The 20596-nt window shown below is 60.8% G+C and carries 17 protein-coding genes and 1 tRNA gene; 3 read left to right on the forward strand and 15 right to left on the reverse strand.

Annotated elements, in window-relative coordinates; genetic code table 11:
• The first annotated feature begins 227 nt into the window (after positions 1–227).
• Entirely contained in the window at positions 228–1301 is a 1074-nt protein-coding gene (gene gmd / locus ACX3P0_RS12985; RefSeq protein WP_459089023.1) for a GDP-mannose 4,6-dehydratase, read from the forward strand.
• Positions 1282–2268, forward strand: coding sequence for a GDP-L-fucose synthase family protein (locus ACX3P0_RS12990; RefSeq protein WP_459089025.1), 987 nt, complete (start codon positions 1282–1284; stop codon positions 2266–2268). Before gmd ends, ACX3P0_RS12990 begins: the two co-directional genes overlap by 20 nt.
• Positions 2269–2275: 7 nt before the next feature.
• Here ACX3P0_RS12990 and ACX3P0_RS12995 read toward each other — a convergent pair whose 3' ends face one another.
• From ACX3P0_RS12995 to ACX3P0_RS13065, 15 genes are all read right to left on the reverse strand, one after another.
• Positions 2276–3538 (reverse strand): polysaccharide biosynthesis/export family protein, encoded by a 1263-nt coding sequence (locus ACX3P0_RS12995; RefSeq protein WP_459089027.1) that lies wholly within the window; start codon positions 3536–3538, stop codon positions 2276–2278.
• 2 nt (positions 3539–3540) lie between these two features.
• Entirely contained in the window at positions 3541–5715 is a 2175-nt protein-coding gene (locus ACX3P0_RS13000) for a GumC family protein (protein WP_459089029.1), read from the reverse strand.
• Positions 5716–5863: 148 nt separating this feature from the next.
• Positions 5864–6619 carry a LuxR C-terminal-related transcriptional regulator gene (locus tag ACX3P0_RS13005; RefSeq protein ID WP_459089031.1) on the reverse strand — a complete coding sequence of 252 codons (756 nt, stop codon included), beginning with the start codon at positions 6617–6619 and terminating at the stop codon, positions 5864–5866.
• Positions 6620–6846: 227 nt separating this feature from the next.
• Positions 6847–7572, reverse strand: coding sequence for a Crp/Fnr family transcriptional regulator (locus ACX3P0_RS13010; RefSeq protein ID WP_459089033.1), 726 nt, complete (start codon positions 7570–7572; stop codon positions 6847–6849).
• A gap of 366 nt (positions 7573–7938) precedes the next feature.
• Positions 7939–8955, reverse strand: a complete 1017-nt coding sequence (locus ACX3P0_RS13015) for a hypothetical protein (RefSeq protein WP_459089035.1) — start codon at positions 8953–8955, stop codon at positions 7939–7941.
• Positions 8943–10151 carry a DegT/DnrJ/EryC1/StrS family aminotransferase gene (locus ACX3P0_RS13020; RefSeq protein WP_459089256.1) on the reverse strand — a complete coding sequence of 403 codons (1209 nt, stop codon included), beginning with the start codon at positions 10149–10151 and terminating at the stop codon, positions 8943–8945. The genes ACX3P0_RS13015 and ACX3P0_RS13020 overlap by 13 nt, the downstream gene beginning before the upstream one ends.
• Positions 10130–11125 carry an NAD-dependent epimerase/dehydratase family protein gene (locus ACX3P0_RS13025; protein WP_459089258.1) on the reverse strand — a complete coding sequence of 332 codons (996 nt, stop codon included), beginning with the start codon at positions 11123–11125 and terminating at the stop codon, positions 10130–10132. Before ACX3P0_RS13025 ends, ACX3P0_RS13020 begins: the two co-directional genes overlap by 22 nt.
• 48 nt (positions 11126–11173) lie before the next feature.
• Entirely contained in the window at positions 11174–12289 is a 1116-nt protein-coding gene (locus ACX3P0_RS13030; RefSeq protein ID WP_459089037.1) for a DegT/DnrJ/EryC1/StrS family aminotransferase, read from the reverse strand.
• Entirely contained in the window at positions 12286–13314 is a 1029-nt protein-coding gene (locus ACX3P0_RS13035) for a Gfo/Idh/MocA family protein (RefSeq protein ID WP_459089039.1), read from the reverse strand. Before ACX3P0_RS13035 ends, ACX3P0_RS13030 begins: the two co-directional genes overlap by 4 nt.
• The gene (locus ACX3P0_RS13040; protein ID WP_459078053.1) at positions 13311–13859 is read right to left on the reverse strand and encodes an acyltransferase; all 549 of its coding nucleotides are present in this window, start codon (positions 13857–13859) and stop codon (positions 13311–13313) included. Before ACX3P0_RS13040 ends, ACX3P0_RS13035 begins: the two co-directional genes overlap by 4 nt.
• Positions 13860–14097: 238 nt before the next feature.
• A complete protein-coding gene (locus tag ACX3P0_RS13045; RefSeq protein ID WP_459089041.1) occupies positions 14098–16788 on the reverse strand; it encodes a PAS domain S-box protein in 2691 nt (896 codons plus the stop codon).
• A gap of 30 nt (positions 16789–16818) precedes the next feature.
• Positions 16819–17529 carry a response regulator transcription factor gene (locus ACX3P0_RS13050; protein ID WP_459089043.1) on the reverse strand — a complete coding sequence of 237 codons (711 nt, stop codon included), beginning with the start codon at positions 17527–17529 and terminating at the stop codon, positions 16819–16821.
• 266 nt (positions 17530–17795) lie between these two features.
• Positions 17796–18071 (reverse strand): alpha/beta hydrolase family protein, encoded by a 276-nt coding sequence (locus ACX3P0_RS13055; protein WP_459078246.1) that lies wholly within the window; start codon positions 18069–18071, stop codon positions 17796–17798.
• Positions 18072–18182: 111 nt separating this feature from the next.
• Positions 18183–19136 (reverse strand): DMT family transporter, encoded by a 954-nt coding sequence (locus ACX3P0_RS13060; RefSeq protein ID WP_459089045.1) that lies wholly within the window; start codon positions 19134–19136, stop codon positions 18183–18185.
• A 189-nt stretch (positions 19137–19325) separates the two neighbouring features.
• Positions 19326–19402 (reverse strand) — tRNA-Met (locus tag ACX3P0_RS13065).
• 227 nt (positions 19403–19629) lie between these two features.
• Here ACX3P0_RS13065 and ACX3P0_RS13070 point away from each other — a divergent pair.
• A complete protein-coding gene (locus tag ACX3P0_RS13070; protein WP_459089047.1) occupies positions 19630–20595 on the forward strand; it encodes a Gfo/Idh/MocA family protein in 966 nt (321 codons plus the stop codon).
• The last annotated feature ends 1 nt before the right edge of the window (position 20596 follow it).

Below are 20596 nucleotides of genomic sequence, written 5' to 3' on the forward strand. Positions count from 1 at the left end.
TGCAAAAGCGGTAGCCGTTCGCCCTCGTGGGGTAGAGGGAACCTCCCGGCAGCTTATTTTTCCGCATGCTTGACCGCCGTCATGCGCGCCATCGGCCTTTCGGAGAAGGAACCGACCAAACGGCGGCTCTCCGGATTGAGGGGATGCGGATTTGCGGTGCGTCGGCGAAACTTGGAGGTGGAAGTCCGGCAATAGGCATGTCGGCCAGCAACGCCAAGGGTAAGCAAGTGGCAGAAAAAACAGCGCTCATCATCGGGGTCACAGGACAGGACGGCGCTTATCTCAGCGAGTTGCTTCTCTCGAAAGGTTACCTCGTTCACGGGCTGAAACGGCAGTCCTCCTCCTTCAACACGTCAAGGATCGACCATCTTTACCAAGACCCGCATGACGAGGATGTCCGGTTCCGGCTCCATTATGGCGATCTCACGGACGCCACCAATCTGTGCAGGGTCGTTCAGGAAGTGCGGCCCGACGAGATTTACAATCTCGGCGCGCAGAGCCATGTCCAGGTCAGCTTCGAGACGCCGGAATATACCGCCAATACCGACGCGCTCGGGACGCTGCGCCTTCTGGAGAGCATACGAATTGCCGGCCTGACCAAGAGTTGCCGCTTCTATCAGGCGTCGACTTCGGAGCTTTTCGGCAAGACGGCGCAAGTCGCGCAAAACGAGCGAACCCCGTTCGCTCCGCGTAGCCCGTATGCGGCGGCCAAGCTCTATGCGTACTGGATTACGAACAATTACCGGGAAGCTTACGGCATGCATGCCTCGAACGGCATTCTTTTCAACCATGAAAGCCCGGTTCGCGGCGAGACGTTCGTCACCCGCAAGATCACGCGCGCCGTTGCCGCGATCGAGCGCGGGCTGCAGGACAGGTTGCGCCTCGGCAATCTCGATGCCAAGCGCGACTGGGGGCATGCGCGCGACTATGTGGAGGGCATGTGGCGCATCATGCAGCAGCCGGAACCTGACGACTACGTACTGGCAACCGGTGAGACCCACACCGTGCGGGAATTCGTCGAGCATGCATTCCGGACCGTCGACAAAAGGATAGAATGGACCGGAGCCGGCGTCGACGAAAAAGGGATCGATGCGGCAAGCGGCGCCGAGCTGATCGAGATCGATCCCCGCCACTTCCGGCCGAACGAGGTCGACTTTCTCCTCGGTGATGCCTCGAAGGCAAGGCGACGGCTGGGCTGGAACCATACCGTCGGCTTCGAGGCGCTGGTCGCCGAAATGGTGCAGTCGGATATGCGGTCGATCATGCTGGAGGCAGGCCGCAATGATCGCTACGACGCCTGATAGAACGATGCACTACGACCTGCGCGGCAAGCGTGTCTGGGTCGCGGGGCATACCGGGATGGTGGGTTCCGCCATCGTGCGGCGGCTGGGAAACGAAGGCTGCACGCTGCTTTACGCCACGCGGCAGGAACTCGACCTGACGCGCCAGAAGGAAACCGAGGACTGGATGAGGCAAACGCGGCCGCAGGCGGTCGTGGTCGCCGCCGCACGCGTTGGGGGCATTCTGGCGAACGCCAGCTACCCGGCCGATTTCCTCTACACCAACCTGATGATCGCGGCCAATGTCATTCATGCCGCGCACGAAATCGGTGTCGAGAAGCTGCTTTGGCTGAGTTCAAGCTGTGCCTATCCACGCGACGCACCGCAGCCGATCCGCGAGGACATGCTGCTGAGCGGCCCGCTCGAAGCGACGAACGAAGCCTATGCCGTTGCCAAGATTGCCGGAACGAAACTCGCCGGCGCCTATGCTTCGCAGCTGGGCCGAATCTTCATCACCGCGATTCTGACCAACCTTTATGGCCCCAACGACAATTTTGATCTGGCGAGCGCTCATGTCCTTCCGGCGCTGATGCGCAAGATTCACGAGGCCAAGCAGGCGCGGCGCGGGCAGGTAGTGCTGTGGGGTTCCGGGACCCCCTTGCGCGAATTCCTGCATGTGGACGACCTTGCCGACGCCTGTGTTTTCCTGATGAAGAATTATGCGGGGAAGGACCCGATCAACATAGGGGCCGGGCACGAGATTACCATCCGCGACCTGGCCAGCCTTATCGCGCAGGAGGTTGGTTTCGAGGGCGAATTCGTCTATGACGCGACAAAGCCGGACGGCACGCCGCGCAAGCGCCTGGACACCGCCCGCATCGATGCGCTGGGCTGGCGGCCGACGACGGACCTGAGGAGCGGCATTCGCATGCTTTATGCGCATTGGTTGACGCGCGCGGACCCGCTTGCGATCGCCGCCGGTTCCTGAACTTTTCTCAATTGACGGATGCCTGCCGGCTCGCTGCCGGCACGCCGAATTCCACCCGCAAAATGTCGCCTGGGCGTATTTCGAGACGGTCGTCCGCCGCGATCTGCTCGTATTGGCCATTCGCGCCGCGGGTTACCGTCATGATCATTCGCGTGTCGCGCGCGGCCGCCGCCGCTTTTCCCGCCGTCGAGGCGATCTCGACCATCGCGGAAAGCAGCGCTGCCTGTTTCCTCGTCATCCGCGCCAGTTCGAGGTCGATGGCCTGGAGCGCGGTGGCGGAATCGGTCTTCAACTGGTCAAGCATTGCCGTCTTGCGCTGCTGGATCGCGAGCCGGTTTTGCTCGGCGCGCGCCAGAAAGGTTTGCAGTTCCAAGGCGTCGCGCCTTGTCGAGGACAGCTCGCGCTCGGTCTGGCGCAGGTTGGATTTGGCCGTGAGCCCACGCTCCGCGAGACTTTTGGCGGCATCCACATCCTCGACAAGCAAAGCGATCTCGTCGTTATGCAGCTTCATGCTTTCATTGATCGTGCGGATTTCATTCGCATAGCTCGCCTCTTGGGCCTCGAAAGCTTTCTGGTCGGCTGCGAATGCGTTCCTGCGCGTGGCAAAAAGGGTCAGTTCCCGAGTGACGAGATCCTGGCGCGTGGCCTGATCTACCGGGTCCGATATGTTCTGCGGCGAATAGGCAAGGTCGGCCTGGTCCATTTCCGCCTGCACCCGTTGACGGCGGATCTGCAGCGCAAACATCTGAAGCTCAAGATCGGCATATTCCTGGCGCGTGGTGATCAATTGTAGGGCTGCCGCGTCAGGATTGTTTTCCAGATGGCCGGCTCCGCCCGCCATGGCCAGCAGTTCAAGCGCGATCATCCCCGGCCGATACTCGTATTTGCCGGGTGTGCGCACGTCGCCGAGAACGAAAACAGGGCCGTATTCGGCGATCGAGGTCGTGACGGATGCGTTCGGGACATGCTCGGAAAGCGACTTGCCGAGGATCGCCGCGATCTCCTGCGTCGTCTTGCCGACGACCGCAATGCTGCCGACCAGGGGGTAGACCATGGAGCCGTCGCTACCGACAGGAAATCGGCCGGACAACCCGACATCGCCGTACACGTTGACCTGGAGCGTGTCGCCGGCAGCGATCGTGTAGGAAGATTGGCCGGCCAGTATTGGCGAAGCGCCGATCAGGCTGAGCGCTATGCCTGCTGCCATCGACAACAGGCGTCGCGATCCAAGGGCAGTTTGCGCGGGTCGCGTGGTTGGAACCTTGCCCATCTCTAAACTCCTGCTGGCTGTCCGGTGAGATTTTTACCAAAGCCGCTTGCACCGATGAGTGCGCGCTTGCGCGCCTCCGATTGCTCGTCGTCGGCGAAGAAGCCCGAGCGAAGCGGCCGAAACCTGTTGAGGACGAGGCCGAGCGGCCGACGCTGGCAGGCAGCAAGGTTTTCCGTAGCCGTGACAAGGCTCTCCGGCCTGGCCATATCGGCCCTGACCACGAAAAGAGAGGTGTCCGCGGCCATCGCGATGTGGAGAGCATCGGCCGACCCCTCCAGATCGGGCGTGTCGATAAGAACGTAATCGAACTGCCGCTTCAGATCTTCGATCAGCGCCAGGAACCTGTTGCTGGACAAAAGATGCTCGGGCAGAGTGGCGCTGCCGCGCGCCGCGATGACGAAAGCATGGCTTTGAGGATCGCCGTAAAGCAGACCGCTCGCCGGGTTCTGACGGTCCGTTATCTCGTCGAGAAACGCGGTGGCATCGACGCCGAACGCCTTTGCGATTTCCGGGTTTCGAAGATTGGCGTCAACGGCCACGACGCGTTTGCCGGATGCCGCGAGGAATCTCGCTAGGCCAAGGGTGAGGCAGGTCTTGCCGGCTCCCGGCTGTGCCGAGACGATGGCGATCGCCTGAGACCCCGGCCCTTGACCAGTTTGGCCGGAGCGAAGCGTTGCATAAAGGTTTCCGAGCGCCCTGCCATATTCGGATCGTGCGGCGAGCAGGGCTTTCGGGGATGCGCCTTTCTGGCTCTTGGAAAGCTTGGGTATGTAGCCGATGACCGGCGAACCCGTGATCGCCTCGACTCGGCGCGGCGATCGCAGTTTGCGGCTGCGCAATTCCGAAAGCATGGCTATTGCCAATCCGAAACAGGCGCCGAGAGCAAAACCCAGACCGAGCCAGTTCGCCAGCCTGGGGCTTTCTCTGCGCGTGTTTCCCGCGGCGGTCGAAATCAGCTGCGCCTGCGGGGTCACCATGCCTTCCTGCTCGATGGCCTGCTTGTAGCGGGCGAGATAGCTTTCATAGACGGCGCGATTGGCGTTTACTTCCCGCTCGATCTGGCCGAGATGCACCGCGTCCTGATTGGCCTTCGAGAGATTTTCCTGTGCCTTCTGAAATGTCTGTGCGACGCTCTCGCGCTTCTGGCGGGCGATGGTGATCTCCGTCTCCAGGCTTTCGATGACGCCGTTCACTTCCTGATCTATGCGGTTCTGCAGGCCGGCGATCTCGTTTTTCAAAACAGGAATCTGGTCGCTCTTGGAGGCTCCGCTTGCCTCGATGGCCGCCAGCTTGCGCTCCGCTTCCGCCTGGTCTGAACGCAGGGTCTGGATGACGGTGGAGCCCAGAATCTCGCTCAATGCGGGAATGTCCTTGCTCTGCTGCAGCGTGCGGGCGGTCGCAAGACGCGCCTCCACACCTGCAAGCGTTGCCTCCGCATTGGTGATTTCAACATTGAGGCTGGTCACGCGTTGAGCCTGGATGGTCATCCCGTCGACCTGCGAGAGGCCGGCCTTGCGGCGAAAATCCTCCGCGGCTTTTTCGGAGGCTTCCAGGCGTCCACGCAACGCATCCAGTTTGCTGCCCAGCCACTCCGCGACACGAAGCGTGTCCTGCCGCTGGGTTTCGATCTGGTGATCGACGTAGGTCTTCGCAAAGGTATCTGCCGCTGTCGCGGAGAATCCGGGGTCCCGGTCACGGAACGCGATGTAGATCGTATAGGAGTGGCCGTCGTTGGCTACGCTCAGGCCTGAAAGCAGGCGATTGGCCTTGTCGAGCAGAACGCTCGCATCGCTGCCCGCCCGATCCTGCTTCGCCAGAGAAGGTGAGGCCGGCTCGTCGGCGAGCGGTATTGGAATTCCCGCGGTTTCGAGCCGCTTGACGACGTCCTGCGCCAGCATGGTGGAATTCATGATATCGATTTCGCTTCTCAGGGCAGGGCTGTCCTGAGGCAATGGCGATACCACGGCTTCCGTCGGAAGCGCTTGAATCCGCCGCGAGTCGAGAACGAGGACCGCTTCCGAGACGTAGCGTGGCGGCGCGTTCAGGTAACCGATCATCCCGGCGGCGGCGCCGGCGATAGCCGGCAACGCCACCAAATATTTATGGCGCCCGAACAGCGAAAAGACATTCGGGAACAGAAGGCGATCCTCATCTGGACGCATGTCGGAGATAATCACGGCAGTTCTCCCTAGAGCGCCGTTCGTCCAATCGGACGCACAAACAACGCTCCAACACTTTGATTGAACATCGGAATAATCCGAAACCCGGTTCCGCTTTTCGGCCCGATGCTCCAGGCCGAAATGTCAGCTGCCGGGTTTCGGCTGCCTATCTGCCGTTCATCTCGCTTGGGAGAAGATCGCCGATCTTGTAGGCGACTTCCGTCCTGTTGGTTGCCCTCAGTTTCTTCATGATATTGCGGATGTGCACCTTGACGGTGCTTTCCCGAAGGTTGAGCTCATGGGCGATGATCTTGTTGGCCTTGCCACGCCGAAGCGCCATGGCTACCTCGGTCTGCCGCGGCGTGAACATGCCCGACAGCGGGTGTGGCACCTCGCCCTGTTCCATGATCCTGCCGATGGCCATCATGGAACTGGCCGGGACGAAAGTCCCCCCCGCAATGGCCAGCCGGATCGCTTCGACGCATACTTCGATGCTTACCGAAGACGGGATATAGCCTCGCGCGCCATATTCCAGCGCCTTGACGATGCCCGGCAGATCTTCGGCATTGGCCAGCACTATAACGGGAACGGGTTTGAAACTCGCGACAAGCTGTCGAATCTCGGTTGCGATGTGTTCCTCGGAGAGCTTGTGGCCTCCCACATTGAGGATCACGGCAGAAACCGGAGGATGGATATCCTTTTCCATGTGCCAGTCGCTTGCCGAATTGAAGGCCAGCACGTCGAATTGGCCGCATTGGGCCTTCAGAATTCGGCTGAAACATTCGCGATCCAATGCCCGGTCATCAAGGATGAGGACAGTATCGGGAACTCCGATAGCCGGTTGCGACATGTAGTCGAGCGCAGGAATACTGAAACGTGCGGTATCTTTATCAAGTATATGATTAACACGGTTGGCTTCCATGACATGACTCATTTTTTACTCCCATATAAATTTCTATTACCGCCGCCACTAAAATCGGCGAGAGGTTATCCGTTTTCCCACAGATTAGCCTTCTTGAAATTATCCCATGATTTTCGATGGAATTATTAATATTTGTTAATTTCTGTTAACTAAATTTCGCGTCTTGAACGAATCCAGATGAATCTGAATCAAATTGAAATATTCAACCAAATATATGGAGAGTGAATCTATCGTGGGATGAGGTAACTCGCATCGAATTCGGCAAAATTTACTGCCGCCTTGTAGTCGATGAACCTGACTTTCCCACGATGGAACTCATAGAGTCCGAACTCGCGCGCTTCCCTCAGCATGCGATTGACATGGATGCCAGTCAGGCCGAGCGCGCTGGCGAGATCATTTTGAGTAAGCGGGCACAGGAATTCTTCCCGCGTCGCCACGCCGGCAAGTTCAAGCCTCTCGCCCAGTTCCAGCAGAAAATGCGCCGTGCGCACGGCAGCTTTTCGCTGCCCCATATCGGCCAGTCTTTCCGTCAGCACCGCCCTTTGCCGATCCATTGCGTCGCTGACGTAGCAGGCAGAGGGGGAGGCGCCGGCTGACAAAGCGCGCAGCGCGACAGCCGGGCCAACCCATACCCGCAGCGTCGTTATGGACGAAAACCCGTCGCCTCCACTGAAACGGCTACCGCAAAGTCCGACAACGTCGCCAGCCACGACCACATCGATCAGGTGCTGTTCCCCACCCGGAAGGTCCTTGCAAAGGCGTCCCCAACCGGATTCCACGAGAAACGCCCGCGTATCCTTGTCCCCCTGGCGAACAATGGCCGTGTCAGGCGGATAGACTTTGGAGGTGAACCTGAGTTCCTGGGCTAGGTACCGCCCCGCATCGTTCAATCGAAACGTGCAGTCCTTGCGAGGTAGAACCTCTATTGAGTATGGAATGAAGGATGCGGTCAAAAAGAGCCCCCAATTGCCCACTAAAGCCGTATTCGAATTGTAGGATAAGGAAGCGGCCTGCCTCCTTTAATTGCATTGATCAATTGAAGGATAGGGTCGCCGCCGCAACTCTGATTGTACAGGCGCGTGGAACCCCACCCCCATTGACCATCCGAGGGGGTAGGATACCCAGTTGGTGCGCTAACTACGTTCGCAGATCGGAATCAAACCGCGCCAGAAAGGAATCCGTTTCGTATCCTGGCGCTTAATTCGCGACCTTGGCTTCGGTATGGAGCAACCCACGGTGGCGGGGACGGTCGCAAATCCTGTTGATCGTTGCGAGAGGCGCTGGAGTTGGGCGGGCGAGGGCAGGGGGGCTTTCGCGGGCTACAAAATCTCGGCGACGCCCTCTGGCTCCGACCAGCCTCCCCGAAAAACCAGTTCTGCTGCGCGCAAGCCGCCGGTTTGCAGGCGAACAATCGGTTCGGGGCCGAGCGCATTCAGCAATATTCCCATGTGGCCGGGCCTGGGCTCCTGCTCGGGCCAGACCGCAAAGCCATGCTGTCTGGCGGAGCCGCGAACGATGTCGCCCCAGAACTGACAGACCAGCGCTTGCGGGGCGATACTCGCCAGTCTCTCAAAGAGCGCTTTGCCCAACCGCTCCCCGCGCGGCTGGAGCGCGACCACGACGGCGTCAAAATCCCTTGATCGCAGCGTGGCCACATCCGAGCAGGTTTCGACGAAGGCTCCCTCTTCACGCAGCCCGTTTTCGATAAAAGGCAGGAACGGATTGTCGCAGAGCAACGCTATCTTGCGCCCGAACGGCGACATGCCGGCGTCGCGCAACAGTTTTGCGCAAAGCCGGCCGAGGAAAGGAAATACCGCGACGTCGCGATGCCGCTCGTTGACGCCCGCGACCTGGATGCCGCGATCGCGACAGGCATCCAAATCGAGGTCCGAATTGCGGAATTCCCACGCCTCGAACATCAGGGCGATTACCGCCGATGTTGGCAATCGCTCGATCATGGCGCGCGTGATCGGCCGCAAATGCCCGGAATTCGTAAGGATATCGCAGCAAGCGAGCGCTTTTGGGTCGAGGTTTGGCGCGATCTCGATCCTTTTGTCGACGCCAGCCATCCTTGCCAGGGCAAGAGTGGCTCGCGCGGCATCCGCGCCGCTACCGTGGCTGGCCGACCCGCGCGCAACGGCAAAGACGTTATGTGCGCCCGCCATGGCGGCGATGACAGCCGTGCAGGCATAAGCGCCGGTCGCAGCCTCGGTGACGACGCGCAGGCCGGTCAGGTCGAGTTTGAGCGCCGTGATCCGTTCGCGCAGGATCTCCAGAACAGTACGCGCGAAACCATCCGTCGGGGGAAATCCCTCGATGCTCGCTACGCTACCCATTGAACATCGTCCATGCGCGGCGAGCGGGCCGGCGCCTGTGCGCGGTTCATGGCATCGGCAAGCACGGCGACGACCCGCATCTGCGTCTCGTGCGTCATCTGCGGGAACAGCGGCAGTATTATCGAATGGTCGCGGGCGGATTCCGACCGGCGCAATCCGCGTCGCTTCGGCAGGCCCACGTAAGCACGCTCCATATGCACGCACATGATACCGCGCCGCGTGGCTATGCCGTTGTCGAGCATGTGTTGCATCACCATGCGTTGATCGATTTCGGGCGCCAGCCCGATGCAATAGCTTTGCCAGTTCGAGCGCGCCCATTCCGGTTCGTCCGGTGTATGAACGCCGCTGATGCCGTCCAGCGCATCGTGATACGTCTCCGCGCGCCGCCTGCGGCACGCGATGATCTGCGGCAGCCGCTTGAGTTGCTGGCGTCCTATGGCGGCCTGAATGTCCGTCATCCGGTAGTTGTAGCCCGGCTCGAGGTAGTCTTCGAAGATGACGGTCGGGCTGCCGTGGCGAACGGCGTCTGGAACCGACATTCCATGTTGGCGCAACAAGCGGAAGCGCGCGTCCCACTCAGGATTTTGCGTCGTCAGCATGCCGCCGTCCCCGACGGTGACGACCTTGCGCGGATGGAAGGAAAAACAGACGATGTCGCCCTGGGGACGGCCGATCTTTTGCCAATCCCCGTCCAAAAATATCTCCGAGCCGATGGCGCAGGCCGCATCCTCTATCACCGGGATCTTGTGCCCGCGCGCCAGTTTCAGGATCGCTTCGAGGTCGCAGGGCATGCCCATCTGATGGACGCACAGGATCGCCCGCGTGCATGGGGTGATGGCCGGCGCGATCGCGGCCGGGTCCATGTTGAAGCCATCCTTCTCGATGTCGATGAAGACGGGCACCGCGCCGCATTGGCGGATGGCGTTGGCCGTGGCGATGAAGGTGTGACTGACCGTAATCACTTCGTCGCCCGGCCCGACACCCAATGCCAGCAGGGCCAGATGCAGAGCCACGGTGCAATTGGAAACGGCGCAGGCATGATCCGCCCCCACCAGTTCGGCGAATTCGCGCTCGAATGCCGCCACCTGCGGCCCCTGTGTCAGCCAGCCGGAAAGCACGCATTGCGCCGCCGCATCTGCTTCTTCCTGCCCAATCAAGGGTTGTGCGATCGGTATCACGATGCCTTCTCCATCAATGTCAGATTTTGGGCCTGCCGCTGCATTTCACCGCGCCACCAGGCGACAAGATCGGCGATGCCGTCATTCGGGGCGATGGTTGCCTTGAACCCAAGGCCCCGTTGCGCCGCCTCGGTAGAGGCAAGCCGGCGCGGAACCGGGTTGATCGAGCGTTGTTCGGCATGCGTGGGCCGCAAGTCCGGACGGCCCATCGCGGCAGCGAAGCGCTCGGCAAGTTGCAGCAGGGACGTTTCCGTTCCGCTGCCGACATTGAAGACCGCGTCGCTGGCACTTGCCCTGGCAGCCAGCAGATTGGCGCGCGCGACATCGCGCACATGCACCATATCCATCGTCTGCGTTCCGTCTCCGAAGATGATCGGCGGCTCGCCGGCTTCCAGCCGCTCCATCCAGCGCACCATGACCTCGGTATAGCGGCCATGAATGTCCATGCGCGGGCCGTAGACGTTGAAGTAGCGTAGCGCCACATAGTCGAGCCCATACATGTCGTTGAAGGAGCGCAGCAACCCTTCGCCAAACGACTTCGCCGCCCCGTAGAGCGTGCGGTTGCCGTAGGGATGATCGTTTTCGGCGGTTGGGAAATTTTCGGCCATGCCGTAGATTGACGCCGACGACGCCATGACGACCTTGCGCACCTTCAGTTCCACGCACAGGCGCAGAAGATCGTAGGTCGCATCCACCATTACCTGCATTGCCTCGTCGGGCTCCGCCGCGCAGTGGGTAATGCGCAAGGCGGCCTGGTGGAACACGGTGTCCGTGCCGGAGACCAGCTTTCGCATCAGCGCCTTGTCGCGAATATCGCCCTTGACCAGTTCGACGACGCCGCTTTTCAACGCCCTGGACAGGTTTCCGATATTGCCGCGCACCATATTGTCGATCACGGCAACCTGCCCGCACCCTTCGTCCACCAGCAGGTCGACGATGTGCGAACCGACGAAGCCAGCGCCGCCTGTCACCAGAACCCGCCGTCCGCGCAATGTCTCGATTTGCCTCGGTCCGATTTGGTTGGGCAAGGGAGGGTCCTTTCAGGCGGATCTGGCCAGACCGCCGGCGGTCATGGCGTTGAGTGCATGGATGACGCGCGAGACGTCGCTGGCCGGCATTTCGGGATAGAGCGGCAGGGAAAGCGTTTCCGCCGCAAGCGCTTCGGAAACCGGGAAGTCTCCTTGCCGATAGCCAAGCCCGCTATAGGCCGGCTGGAGGTGAACGGGCCGGGGGTAGTGGACATTTGTCGAAACGCCGGCGCGTTGAAGGTCGGCCCGAAGGGTATCGCGGTCGGGATGCCGGAACGCATAGACATGGCAGGCATGGTCCATGCCGAAGGGGCCCGCAGGGAGCCCGATGTCGCCGTCGAGGCGGTCGTTATAGGCATTGGCGATGCGGCGGCGCTCAGCGTTCCAGCCGTCCAGCCTCGGCAATTTCACCTCGAGAGCTGCGCATTGCAGCGTGTCCAGCCGGAAATTGAAGCCATGCTGGACGTGGTTGTATTTTCCCTCCTGGCCCCAATCGCGCAGGCAACGGATTTTCTGGGCGAATTCGGTGCAGTTCGTGGTGACGGCGCCGCCTTCGCCGCAAGCGCCGAGGTTCTTGCCGGGGTAGAAGCTGAAGCAGCCGAGTTCGCCGAATGCGCCGGCACGGACACCGTCGCGTTGCGCACCATGCGCCTGCGCCGCATCCTCGATGACCAGCAGTCCATGTCTTCTGGCGATGGCGTTGATCGCGGCCATGTCGGCCAGCCGGCCATGCAGGTGAACCGGTATGATGGCCTTGGTTCGCGATGTGATCCTGGCGGCGATTTGCGCGGGATCCATGGTCCATGTGTCCGGATCGATATCCACGAACACCGGTTTTGCGCCGGCGTAAACGATGGCTGCGACCGTGGCCACGAAAGTCATCGGCACGGTTATCACTTCGTCGCCGGGACCCACGCCGGCCGCAAGCAGCGCAAGGTGAAGGGCGGACGTTCCGGTGTTGACGGCGACAGCATGCTCGGTCCCGCAATAGGCCGCGAAATCGGCCTCGAAACGGGAAACGGCATCGCCCATCACGAAATTGCAGCTTCGCAGGGCCTCCAGCACCGCGCTTTCCAGTTCTGGGGCAATCGAGCGATATTGGGCGCGCAGATCGAGGAACGGGATCATGAGGCTTTCCTCAAGGCGCCAAGCTCGATCGGCCGGCCGCGCGTCAGCGTCGAATTCGTCGCAGCCGCCAGCATCTCGACCACGCGCAGGCCGCACTGGCCGTCGGAAGTCGGCCGGTCATTGTTTTCGATGCAGTGGAAGAACTGCTCGATTTCCGTCAGCAGCGCTTCCTTCGGCGCAATCGCAGGCGCCCACATTTCACCGCTGCGATAGGAGACGCGCCGTTCATGGGCCGATCCGGGCTCTTCGGCGATGTCCACGCCCCTGTCGTAAATCTTGACCTTCTCGCTGGTCTGCATGTCGTCATAGATGACCATCCGGCGGCTGCCGCCGATCAGCGTCTGGCGTACCTTGACCGGCGCCAGCCAGTTGACGTTGAGGTGGGCCATGGCGCCGTCGTCGAAATAGACCGAGAGATGCGCCATGTTTTCCTGGCTGTCGGGAACGCAGCGGGCGGCGCTCGCCGAAATCGCGACGGGAGCGGCGTCGAACAGGTAGTCTATGATGGCGAAGTCGTGCGCCGCGAGGTCCCAGATCACGTTCACGTCGCGCTGGAACAGCCCGAGATTCACGCGGATGGAGTCATAATAGTAGATGTCGCCGATCCTGTCGGCATCGATCAGACCGCGAATGGTCTGGATCGCACCGGTATAAATGAAGGTGTGATCGACCATCAGCACAAGCGAGCGTTTCGCCGCCTGCTCGACCAGTATCTCGGCCTTGCGCACCGAATCGGCCATCGGCTTTTCCACCAGTACGTGCTTGCCTGCCCGCAAGGCGGCGAGCGCAATGTCGAAATGGGTGCTGACGGGGGTCGCCACGATCACCGCGTCTATCGAGGAGTTGTCGATCAGGTCGCGCCAATCGGTCACCAGCAGCGCCGAGGGATGGCGCTTGCCGGCGCGTTCCAGCGCAGCGGGCGATTGATCCGCGATCATGGCCAGCGCGGACGCATCGATTTCCGCGACCGCGCGGGCAAGGTTCGGTCCCCAGTAGCCGTATCCGATGATGCCGACGCGTATCATTTGTGGCCAACCTCTCCGAGAACCAGAACCTGACCGGTCTGACGCAGCCGGTTTGCATGGGCTCGCGTAGAGCCAGGCCGGCGGACATCGCCGATGACGCGCGCCGGAACGCCCGCCACGATGGCAAAGTCCGGCACGTCCTTCGTCACCACCGCGCCAGCGCCGACCAGCGCTTCCTCGCCGATGGTGACGCCACAGACGATGGTTGAATTGGAGCCGAGGGCTGCGCCGCGCCGAACCAGCGTCGGCGTGCATTCCCAGTCGCCGTCGGCCTGCAGGGTGCCGTCATCGTTGGTGGCGCGCGGAAACAGGCCGTTGGTGAACATGACGCCATGCGCGACCATCACCGCATCCTCGATCGTCACGCCTTCGCAAATGAAGGAATGGGACGAAATCTTGCAGCGTTCGCCGATCACGCTGCCCTTCTGGATCTCCACGAAAGGCCCGATCCGGGTTCGCGAACCGATACGGCAGCCATAGAGATTGACGAGGTCGGGATACAGGACGGAGACACCCGCCCCCATTTCGCAATCGTTGATCGGCATCCCATTCCCCCAGATCGGTTGCATCGCTGCTTAACGAAGCCGCGTTTCCCGATTCAGTAGTCGGTTTGGTCGATGCTGAAACGAGCGCACAATGGCTGATCTGCGCTAGGTGAGGGGCCTAAGGCGGATGGCGCGCGCCCTGCCATGAAGCTTACGCCGTTCGCCCATTGGGCATCCGATGGGTCAGGGGATGAGGTTACGCCTTTCGGGCGACCACCGGCTTGCAGCACCGCGATGGTCAACTGTCCAGCAGCTTGCGGATATGTTTTGCGAGTTCGGCTGTTGAATAAGGTTTGGGCAGCACTTTCAGCCGGGAATTTGATCGGCGCTTGTCGCCGTCGTCGTAGCCCGAGGTCAGCAGCATCTTGACGGCGGGACGGTTTGCACCCATCCACTGTGCCAGATCGCGGCCCGTCATGCTGCCCGGCATGAGAATGTCGCTGAAAACGAGCTTGATTGGTGCTTTCGATTCCAGCCATTCGATCGCTTCCACAGCCGACCTCGCCTCGCGAACGATGTAGCCCAGATTTTCGAGCCGCTTCGACGTAACGTCACGAACGCGGTCGTCGTCTTCGACGACAAGGATAAGCTCTCCCTTGGCTGTCATTTCGACGCCATTGTCGGGCGGAGCTGGATTGCTGGACGGTTCCTGTTCGGGGGCCCGCGGCAGGTAGATGCTGAATGTCGTGCCTTTGTCGACCTCGCTTTCGAGTTCGATAAAGCCCTCGGATTGGCGCGCAAAATTCGAGACGCTGACGAGACCAAGGCCTGTGCCTTTACCCGACTCCTTGGCCGTAAAGAACGGTTCGAATGCGCGCGCCAGAATTTCCGGCGCCATTCCATGCCCTGTGTCCATGACGCAAAGCAGGACGAAATCGCCCGGGCGGGCTTCGCTGTCCAGTTTCCGGTTGGTCTCGTCGAGCGTAATGTTGCGGGTCCTTATCACGAGTTCGCCGCCTTGCGGCATGGCATCGCGCGCGTTGAGCGCGAGATTGAGGACGGCGCTTTCAACCTCTCCGGCATCGGCTCGGGTCGGCCACAAATCGTCAGCCAGTTCCGCTGTCAACGTAATGTTCGCATCGAGCGTACGCTCCAGCAGCATGATGGTGCCCGATACCCAGCGGTTGAGATCGATCCTCTCCGGTTCCAGCCGGCGTTTGCGCGCGAGAGAGAGAAGCCGCTGGTTGAAACTGGCCCCGGTTTCGGCGGCCTCAAGCGCCTTGCGGATCATTTTTCGAGCGTCCGCCTGATCGATGCGCGGTTCGGCCAATTCCAGGTTGCCGATGATGATGGCCAGCAGATTGTTGAAATCGTGGGCGACGCCGCCGGCGAGTTGGCCGATGACTTCCATGCGCCGCTTGCGCGCAAGTTCCTCTTCCCCCTGCTTGCGTTCGGTCGCGTCTCGCATGACGCAGGTGAACGACGGCCGCCCCCTGGCGTCCCGCCACGCCGCAACGGTCAGGTCGATGGGAAATGCCCGGCCGTCCTTGCGTCTTCCGTCTCGCCCGAACCCTCTGTTCCCGACCGCCTCGGCTTGCGTGAACAGGCTCTCGGTCAGGGATCCGGTCGCCTCGCGCTCCGGAACGAGCGTCGTGATCTTCTGGCCGACCAATTCATTTTCCGCGTAGCCAAAGATCCTGTCCGTGGCGGGATTGACCGACTGTATGCGGCCATCGTCGTGAATCACCACGATCGCATCCACGGCCGTGTCGACAATGGCCCTGAGCCTGGCCTCGCTTTCGCGAAGTGCGCCCTCAGCCGCCCTGCGCTCGGATATGTCTTCGATCACCGAAATGAAATATTCGACCTCGCCGGATTCGCGCCGGACACAGCTTACGGTGAGGTTGACCCAGACGGTGGATCCGCCCTTTCGGACATAGCGCTTCTCGATGCTGTAGCGGTCGATAACCCCGGTCAGGATGTGGTTGCTCAGGACCTGTTGCGCTCCAAGATCGTCGGGATGTGTAAGTTGCTGGAATTTGCTCTTCAGGAGTTCTTCCGCCGGATAGCCCATTATCTGGCAAAACCGATCGTTTACGCTGATCCACGATCCATCCGGCGCAAGGTGCGCAATGCCAACGGCCACGTTGTCGAAAGTTGCACGGAAGCGGTGCTCGCTTTCGGCAAGCGCCAGATAAACCTGCTTGCGCTCGGTGATGTCGAAAGTCAGCCCCACCATTCGCCCCGACTTGCCTCCTTCATCGAAGGTCCGGCGGCCTGTCGAAAGCATCCAGCGTTCGCCGCGCTCGCCATGCAGGATACGAAATTCGCACCGGAAGCTGCTTTGCTGGGCGATCGAGGCATGGACCGCATCCTTGAAGGCTTGGCGATCCTTTTCGTTGACGAGCGCGAACATCTGTTCTGCGCGCAATATCGAACCTGGCTCGGCGCCCCACAATGCGTACATTTCCGGCGACCACCACATTTCGTCGCTTTGGGGGTCCCAATCCCAGGTGCTGCCGCCACTTGCTTGCAAGGCCCACTGCAATCGTTGCTCGTTTTCGAGAGCCGTATGCGCGTGGGCGCTATTCGCCCGCGCTTCGCCGACGCGAGCCTGTGCCCGATGCATCACCTCGCAGATCGCAATGATGAGAAAACTGTTCACAAGAAAAGAGACGATGCGAATGACATCCATTCGACCGGTGATTGGAGCGATGGACACCAACACGTACACGAGCGACAGGGCGGTCGCGAAAATACCGGCACGGTAGCCGCCGACTACGGCGGAGATCACCACGGCCGGATACAGCATAACCAGCGGGAACAACGCGCTTGCTTCGCCGATCACCATCCAACGGACGAGAAAGGCGGCCCCGACCGTCCCGGCTGCAACCAGCATGCCGAGTATGTTCGCTTCCAGCTTCCGTCGATGGGCAGCGAAAAGGCCCATTTCCAGAATGGCGCGTTCGAATTGTCTGGTCCCCACCATACGTAAACCCCGGCTCCGTCAAGCTGAGCTTCATTCCAAATCGGAGGCAGATACCTTGGTAACATTTGCCGCGAGCATGTAGCCGGCACCGCGCACGCTCTGGATCATTTCCTCGTTATCGTCCATTTCGGTCATCTTGCGACGCAGGCGGCCGATCTGGTTGTCGACCGCCCGATCATTTGCGGCCCATGCAGGCCCTTTGACGAGGTCCATTATCTGGTTGCGTGAAAGCACACGGTTGGGCCGAAGCGCGAAGGTTTCGAGAAGTTTGAATTCCGTGCTGGTGAGGCGCGTGGTTTTTGCGGCCGGCGACACCAGTTCACGCCGACCGCAGTCGAGAATCCACCCGCCGAACATATACTTCTCGGCAGCAGGCTCATCGTCCTCGCGCGGCGGTCGATTGTTGCGGCGCAGGACGCTGCGTACACGGGCCAGAAGTTCACGGACGTGGAACGGCTTCGTGATGTAGTCGTCGGCGCCCAATTCGAGGCCGACAACCCGGTCCACGGCCTCGGCCTTGCCTGTGACCATGATGATCGGCACGTCGGCCCGCTTTCTCACGGAGCGGGCAATCGCCAGGCCGTCCTCGTTCCCCAGTTTCAGGTCCAGGGTAATCAGATCGGCAGGCTGTTTGTCCAGGATCGCAATGAGTTCGTCTTCGTTCCCTGCCTCACTTACCAGAAATCCTTCCGGCTCGAGGCAGGATCGAATAACTTCCCTGATTGCGGCATCGTCGTCCACAATCACTATGTGATACAGATGACTAGGAATTCGGTTCCCCTAAATTGTGCAGCTAAACACAATAGCACGCCACCGAGTTCCGTCGCAAACGGCGTTAATGCGCGGATCAACCAACTTTCGGACAGTATGCGTTTGGGGCCGTCATCAACGTGATGTCGAGATCACGTGTCGCTTGACACTTAAACACAAGACTACGCTGATTTTTGCCATGGTGAGCCAAGCAGGCAGCGCCGGCGCGTTCCGGTAAACGGCAAGGTATTCTGGTTTTACTCTGGAAACAGATGCCGCAGGAGGAATTGCATCTTTTGCCGTATAACATAGGGACTGCGAGAAAAGGTCGAATGGTCGTCATTTGGCGTAATCAGCATGTTGAACGTCTTCCCGGCCCCGACAAGCGCTGCGGCGAGTTGCTGGGTAGCCGCTGGATGCACGTTCTCGTCGAAATCGCCGTGACCGAGAAAAAGCTTCCCTTTCAGGTTGCCGGCCAGCGAACTGTTGGCGACCGCGTCGTAGTTGGATGTGCCGTCCGGATTAACGACCAGCCGGCTGTGCCATGACGACGATCAGCTTGGGATGTTTGGTATGAGGTGGGATGTTGCCGGACATGCGAGCAGCCCGGCAAGTGGGGGCGGGCTATGCGATGATGGCGGGGATCATAGGTCGACAGTCGATGCGGTATTCGCCGGTGTCGATTGTTTTGCTCGTGGGCGGGCCAGCCAGATGCCGAACAAGATCGCAAGGCCCCCACGTCCCTGCAAAGGCGTGACGGCCTCGCCGAGAATCGCCCAGGCGAGTGCGGCTGCCGCGAGCGCTTCAAGAAAGATCACCAGCGAGGAAAACATGGATGGCAATGTGCCGAGCGCGTAGGAGAGCAGCCCCTGGCCACCGGCATGGCTGATCGTCGCGAGGCATATCAATACCAGCCAACCATTGGCGCTAGATGGAAACAGAGGCTGGCCGTAAAGCAGATTGGCGCCGACGGCAACGATGGCGAGCAGGGCCGCCGTGATCAGGCTCATGTGAAACGTGATCGTTGCGGCACCTTCGGTCCGGCGCGCCCACTCGACGGTCAGAAAATAGATGCCGAAGAACACGGCAGTGAGCCCGGCATAGAAGTCGCCGATCAGATGGCTAGGTGAAAGCGCGAGCGATTGCCCGATCAGAGCCCCTCCACCGAGAAGACAGAAGAACAGACCGATAATCGTCATCGGCGCCACACTACGACCGAGCGCAAACCAGCCGATCAGCCCGACCCAGACAGGGGCGGTCGTCGCGAAGAAGGTAGAATTGGCGATGCTGGTGTTGAGAATGGCCAGGTGCCAGAAGAACAGGTCTCCCGTGAAGGCAAAGCCGGTTGCAACGACTGCCGGCGAGAAGCGCCGGACCGGCGCGCCGGGTTTTCCATTCCTCTGTTCGAGCCGCATCCAGGCATAGAGGACCGGCAGCGCGAGGAATACGCGAAAAAACGCGCTGGCAAACGGCCCGACGTCTGACAGCCTAACGAAAATCGGCGAAATGCCCATGGCAATCGCGCCGCCGAGAAGCGCGATGAAGCCCGGCCAGAAGGCCCGGCTCGCGGGGGATGATGCCTCGATAGAGACGGCCATTGCCGTTATGATCCTCGCTGAAACGGTGCGGCTGGCATGCCGGGCCGCGCCTCAATATGCTGAACCGGGTTTCTTCTCAATATCGATTTGCCTGGCATGTGCGCGGATCCTGACACGGCGAGCGGTTACACCATGTGAGAATTTCCAGGCGGGAAGATTTCCAAGTTGCTGATTTTACTGAGAAAAAAATGGTAGCGGGAAGTGGACTCGAACCACCGACCCCAGGATTATGATTCCCGTGCTCTAACCAACTGAGCTATCCCGCCAGGGCGGCGAATATCCCGAAAAGCAATCGCAGTTCGAGGGGTTCGCCAAGGTCGGGCGGATATAATGTCGCCGGGGTTGCCCTGTCAAGCTTCCATGGGCGATGGCCGGGGCGATATTCGTGTCCCGGCAAAACCCGAATTTCGGGCATTTCAACACCGTCGCCGGGGTTGAGTTACGGTTCCCGCACCGCTATGTGTCTGCTACGAAATTCTCGAGCTTACATTTGATGAAACCGCGCATTGCAGTCCTTGGATGCGGATACTGGGGCAGCAACCATATCCGCACCCTCAAGGCCCTTGGTGCGCTCTACGCGGTTTCGGATGTCAATCCGGCCCGCGCCGAGGGCTTTGCCAGCGAGCAGGACTGTCTGGCGATTGCGCCGGACGCCCTGTTTATAGACAAGAACATCGACGCCATCGTCCTGGCGCTGCCACCGCAATTTCATGCGGACATGGCCATTCGGGCCGTCGAGGGCGGCAAGGACGTGCTGGTGGAAAAGCCTGTTGCGCTGACGGTGCCCGACGCCGAGCGGGCGGTGAAGGCAGCCCGCGATAATGGCCGCGTCTATATGGTCGGCCACGTCCTGCGTTTTCATCCGGCTTTCGAAACGCTGAAGGCGCTGATCGACAAGGGCGAACTGGGCGAGGTGCGCTACATCCACTCGCACCGGCTGGGTCTGGGCAAGTTCCATACCGAAAATGACGCGCTGTGGGATCTGGCGCCGCACGATCTGTCGATGATCCTGGCGATCACCGGCACCGAACCGCTGGAAGTCCATGGCGAGGGCGCGGCGATCCTCGACAATCTCAGCGACTTCGCTCACCTCGACATGCATTTCCCGAATGGGGTCAGCGGACATCTTTTCGCATCCCGCCTGAACCCTTACCGGGAGCGGCGGCTGACGGTGGTCGGCACCAAGGCCATGGCGGTGTTCGACGACGTCGAGCCGTGGGAGCGCAAGCTTGCCGTCTACCGCCACGCCGTCTGGCAAGACAGCGGCCAGTGGGCGTTCACGGCCAACGAGCCGTCTTATGTGGCGGTCGAGCAGGGCATGCCGCTGACGCGCGAGCTGGAACATTTCATCCAGTGCATCGAGACGCGGGCCGAGCCGCGCACGGATGGAGCCGAGGCCATCACGGTGCTGAAAATATTGACGGCCGGGACCGTAAAGCACGACAAGCGCCGCCGTTAAG

Source organism: Mesorhizobium sp. A556 (assembly GCF_054489545.1).

What these genes read in the sequence shown, in the direction of transcription:
- ACX3P0_RS13070 (WP_459089047.1), top strand. Translation starts at nt 19,630, where the DNA reads ATGAAACCGCGCATTGCAGTCCTTGGATGCGGATACTGGGGCAGCAAC.
- ACX3P0_RS12995 (WP_459089027.1), bottom strand. Translation starts at nt 3,538, where the DNA reads ATGGGCAAGGTTCCAACCACGCGACCCGCGCAAACTGCCCTTGGATCG.
- ACX3P0_RS13005 (WP_459089031.1), bottom strand. Translation starts at nt 6,619, where the DNA reads ATGGAAGCCAACCGTGTTAATCATATACTTGATAAAGATACCGCACGT.
- ACX3P0_RS13035 (WP_459089039.1), bottom strand. Translation starts at nt 13,314, where the DNA reads ATGATACGCGTCGGCATCATCGGATACGGCTACTGGGGACCGAACCTT.
- ACX3P0_RS12990 (WP_459089025.1), top strand. Translation starts at nt 1,282, where the DNA reads ATGATCGCTACGACGCCTGATAGAACGATGCACTACGACCTGCGCGGC.
- ACX3P0_RS13030 (WP_459089037.1), bottom strand. Translation starts at nt 12,289, where the DNA reads ATGATCCCGTTCCTCGATCTGCGCGCCCAATATCGCTCGATTGCCCCA.
- ACX3P0_RS13040 (WP_459078053.1), bottom strand. Translation starts at nt 13,859, where the DNA reads ATGCCGATCAACGATTGCGAAATGGGGGCGGGTGTCTCCGTCCTGTAT.
- ACX3P0_RS13045 (WP_459089041.1), bottom strand. Translation starts at nt 16,788, where the DNA reads ATGGTGGGGACCAGACAATTCGAACGCGCCATTCTGGAAATGGGCCTT.
- ACX3P0_RS13060 (WP_459089045.1), bottom strand. Translation starts at nt 19,136, where the DNA reads ATGGCCGTCTCTATCGAGGCATCATCCCCCGCGAGCCGGGCCTTCTGG.
- ACX3P0_RS13015 (WP_459089035.1), bottom strand. Translation starts at nt 8,955, where the DNA reads ATGGGTAGCGTAGCGAGCATCGAGGGATTTCCCCCGACGGATGGTTTC.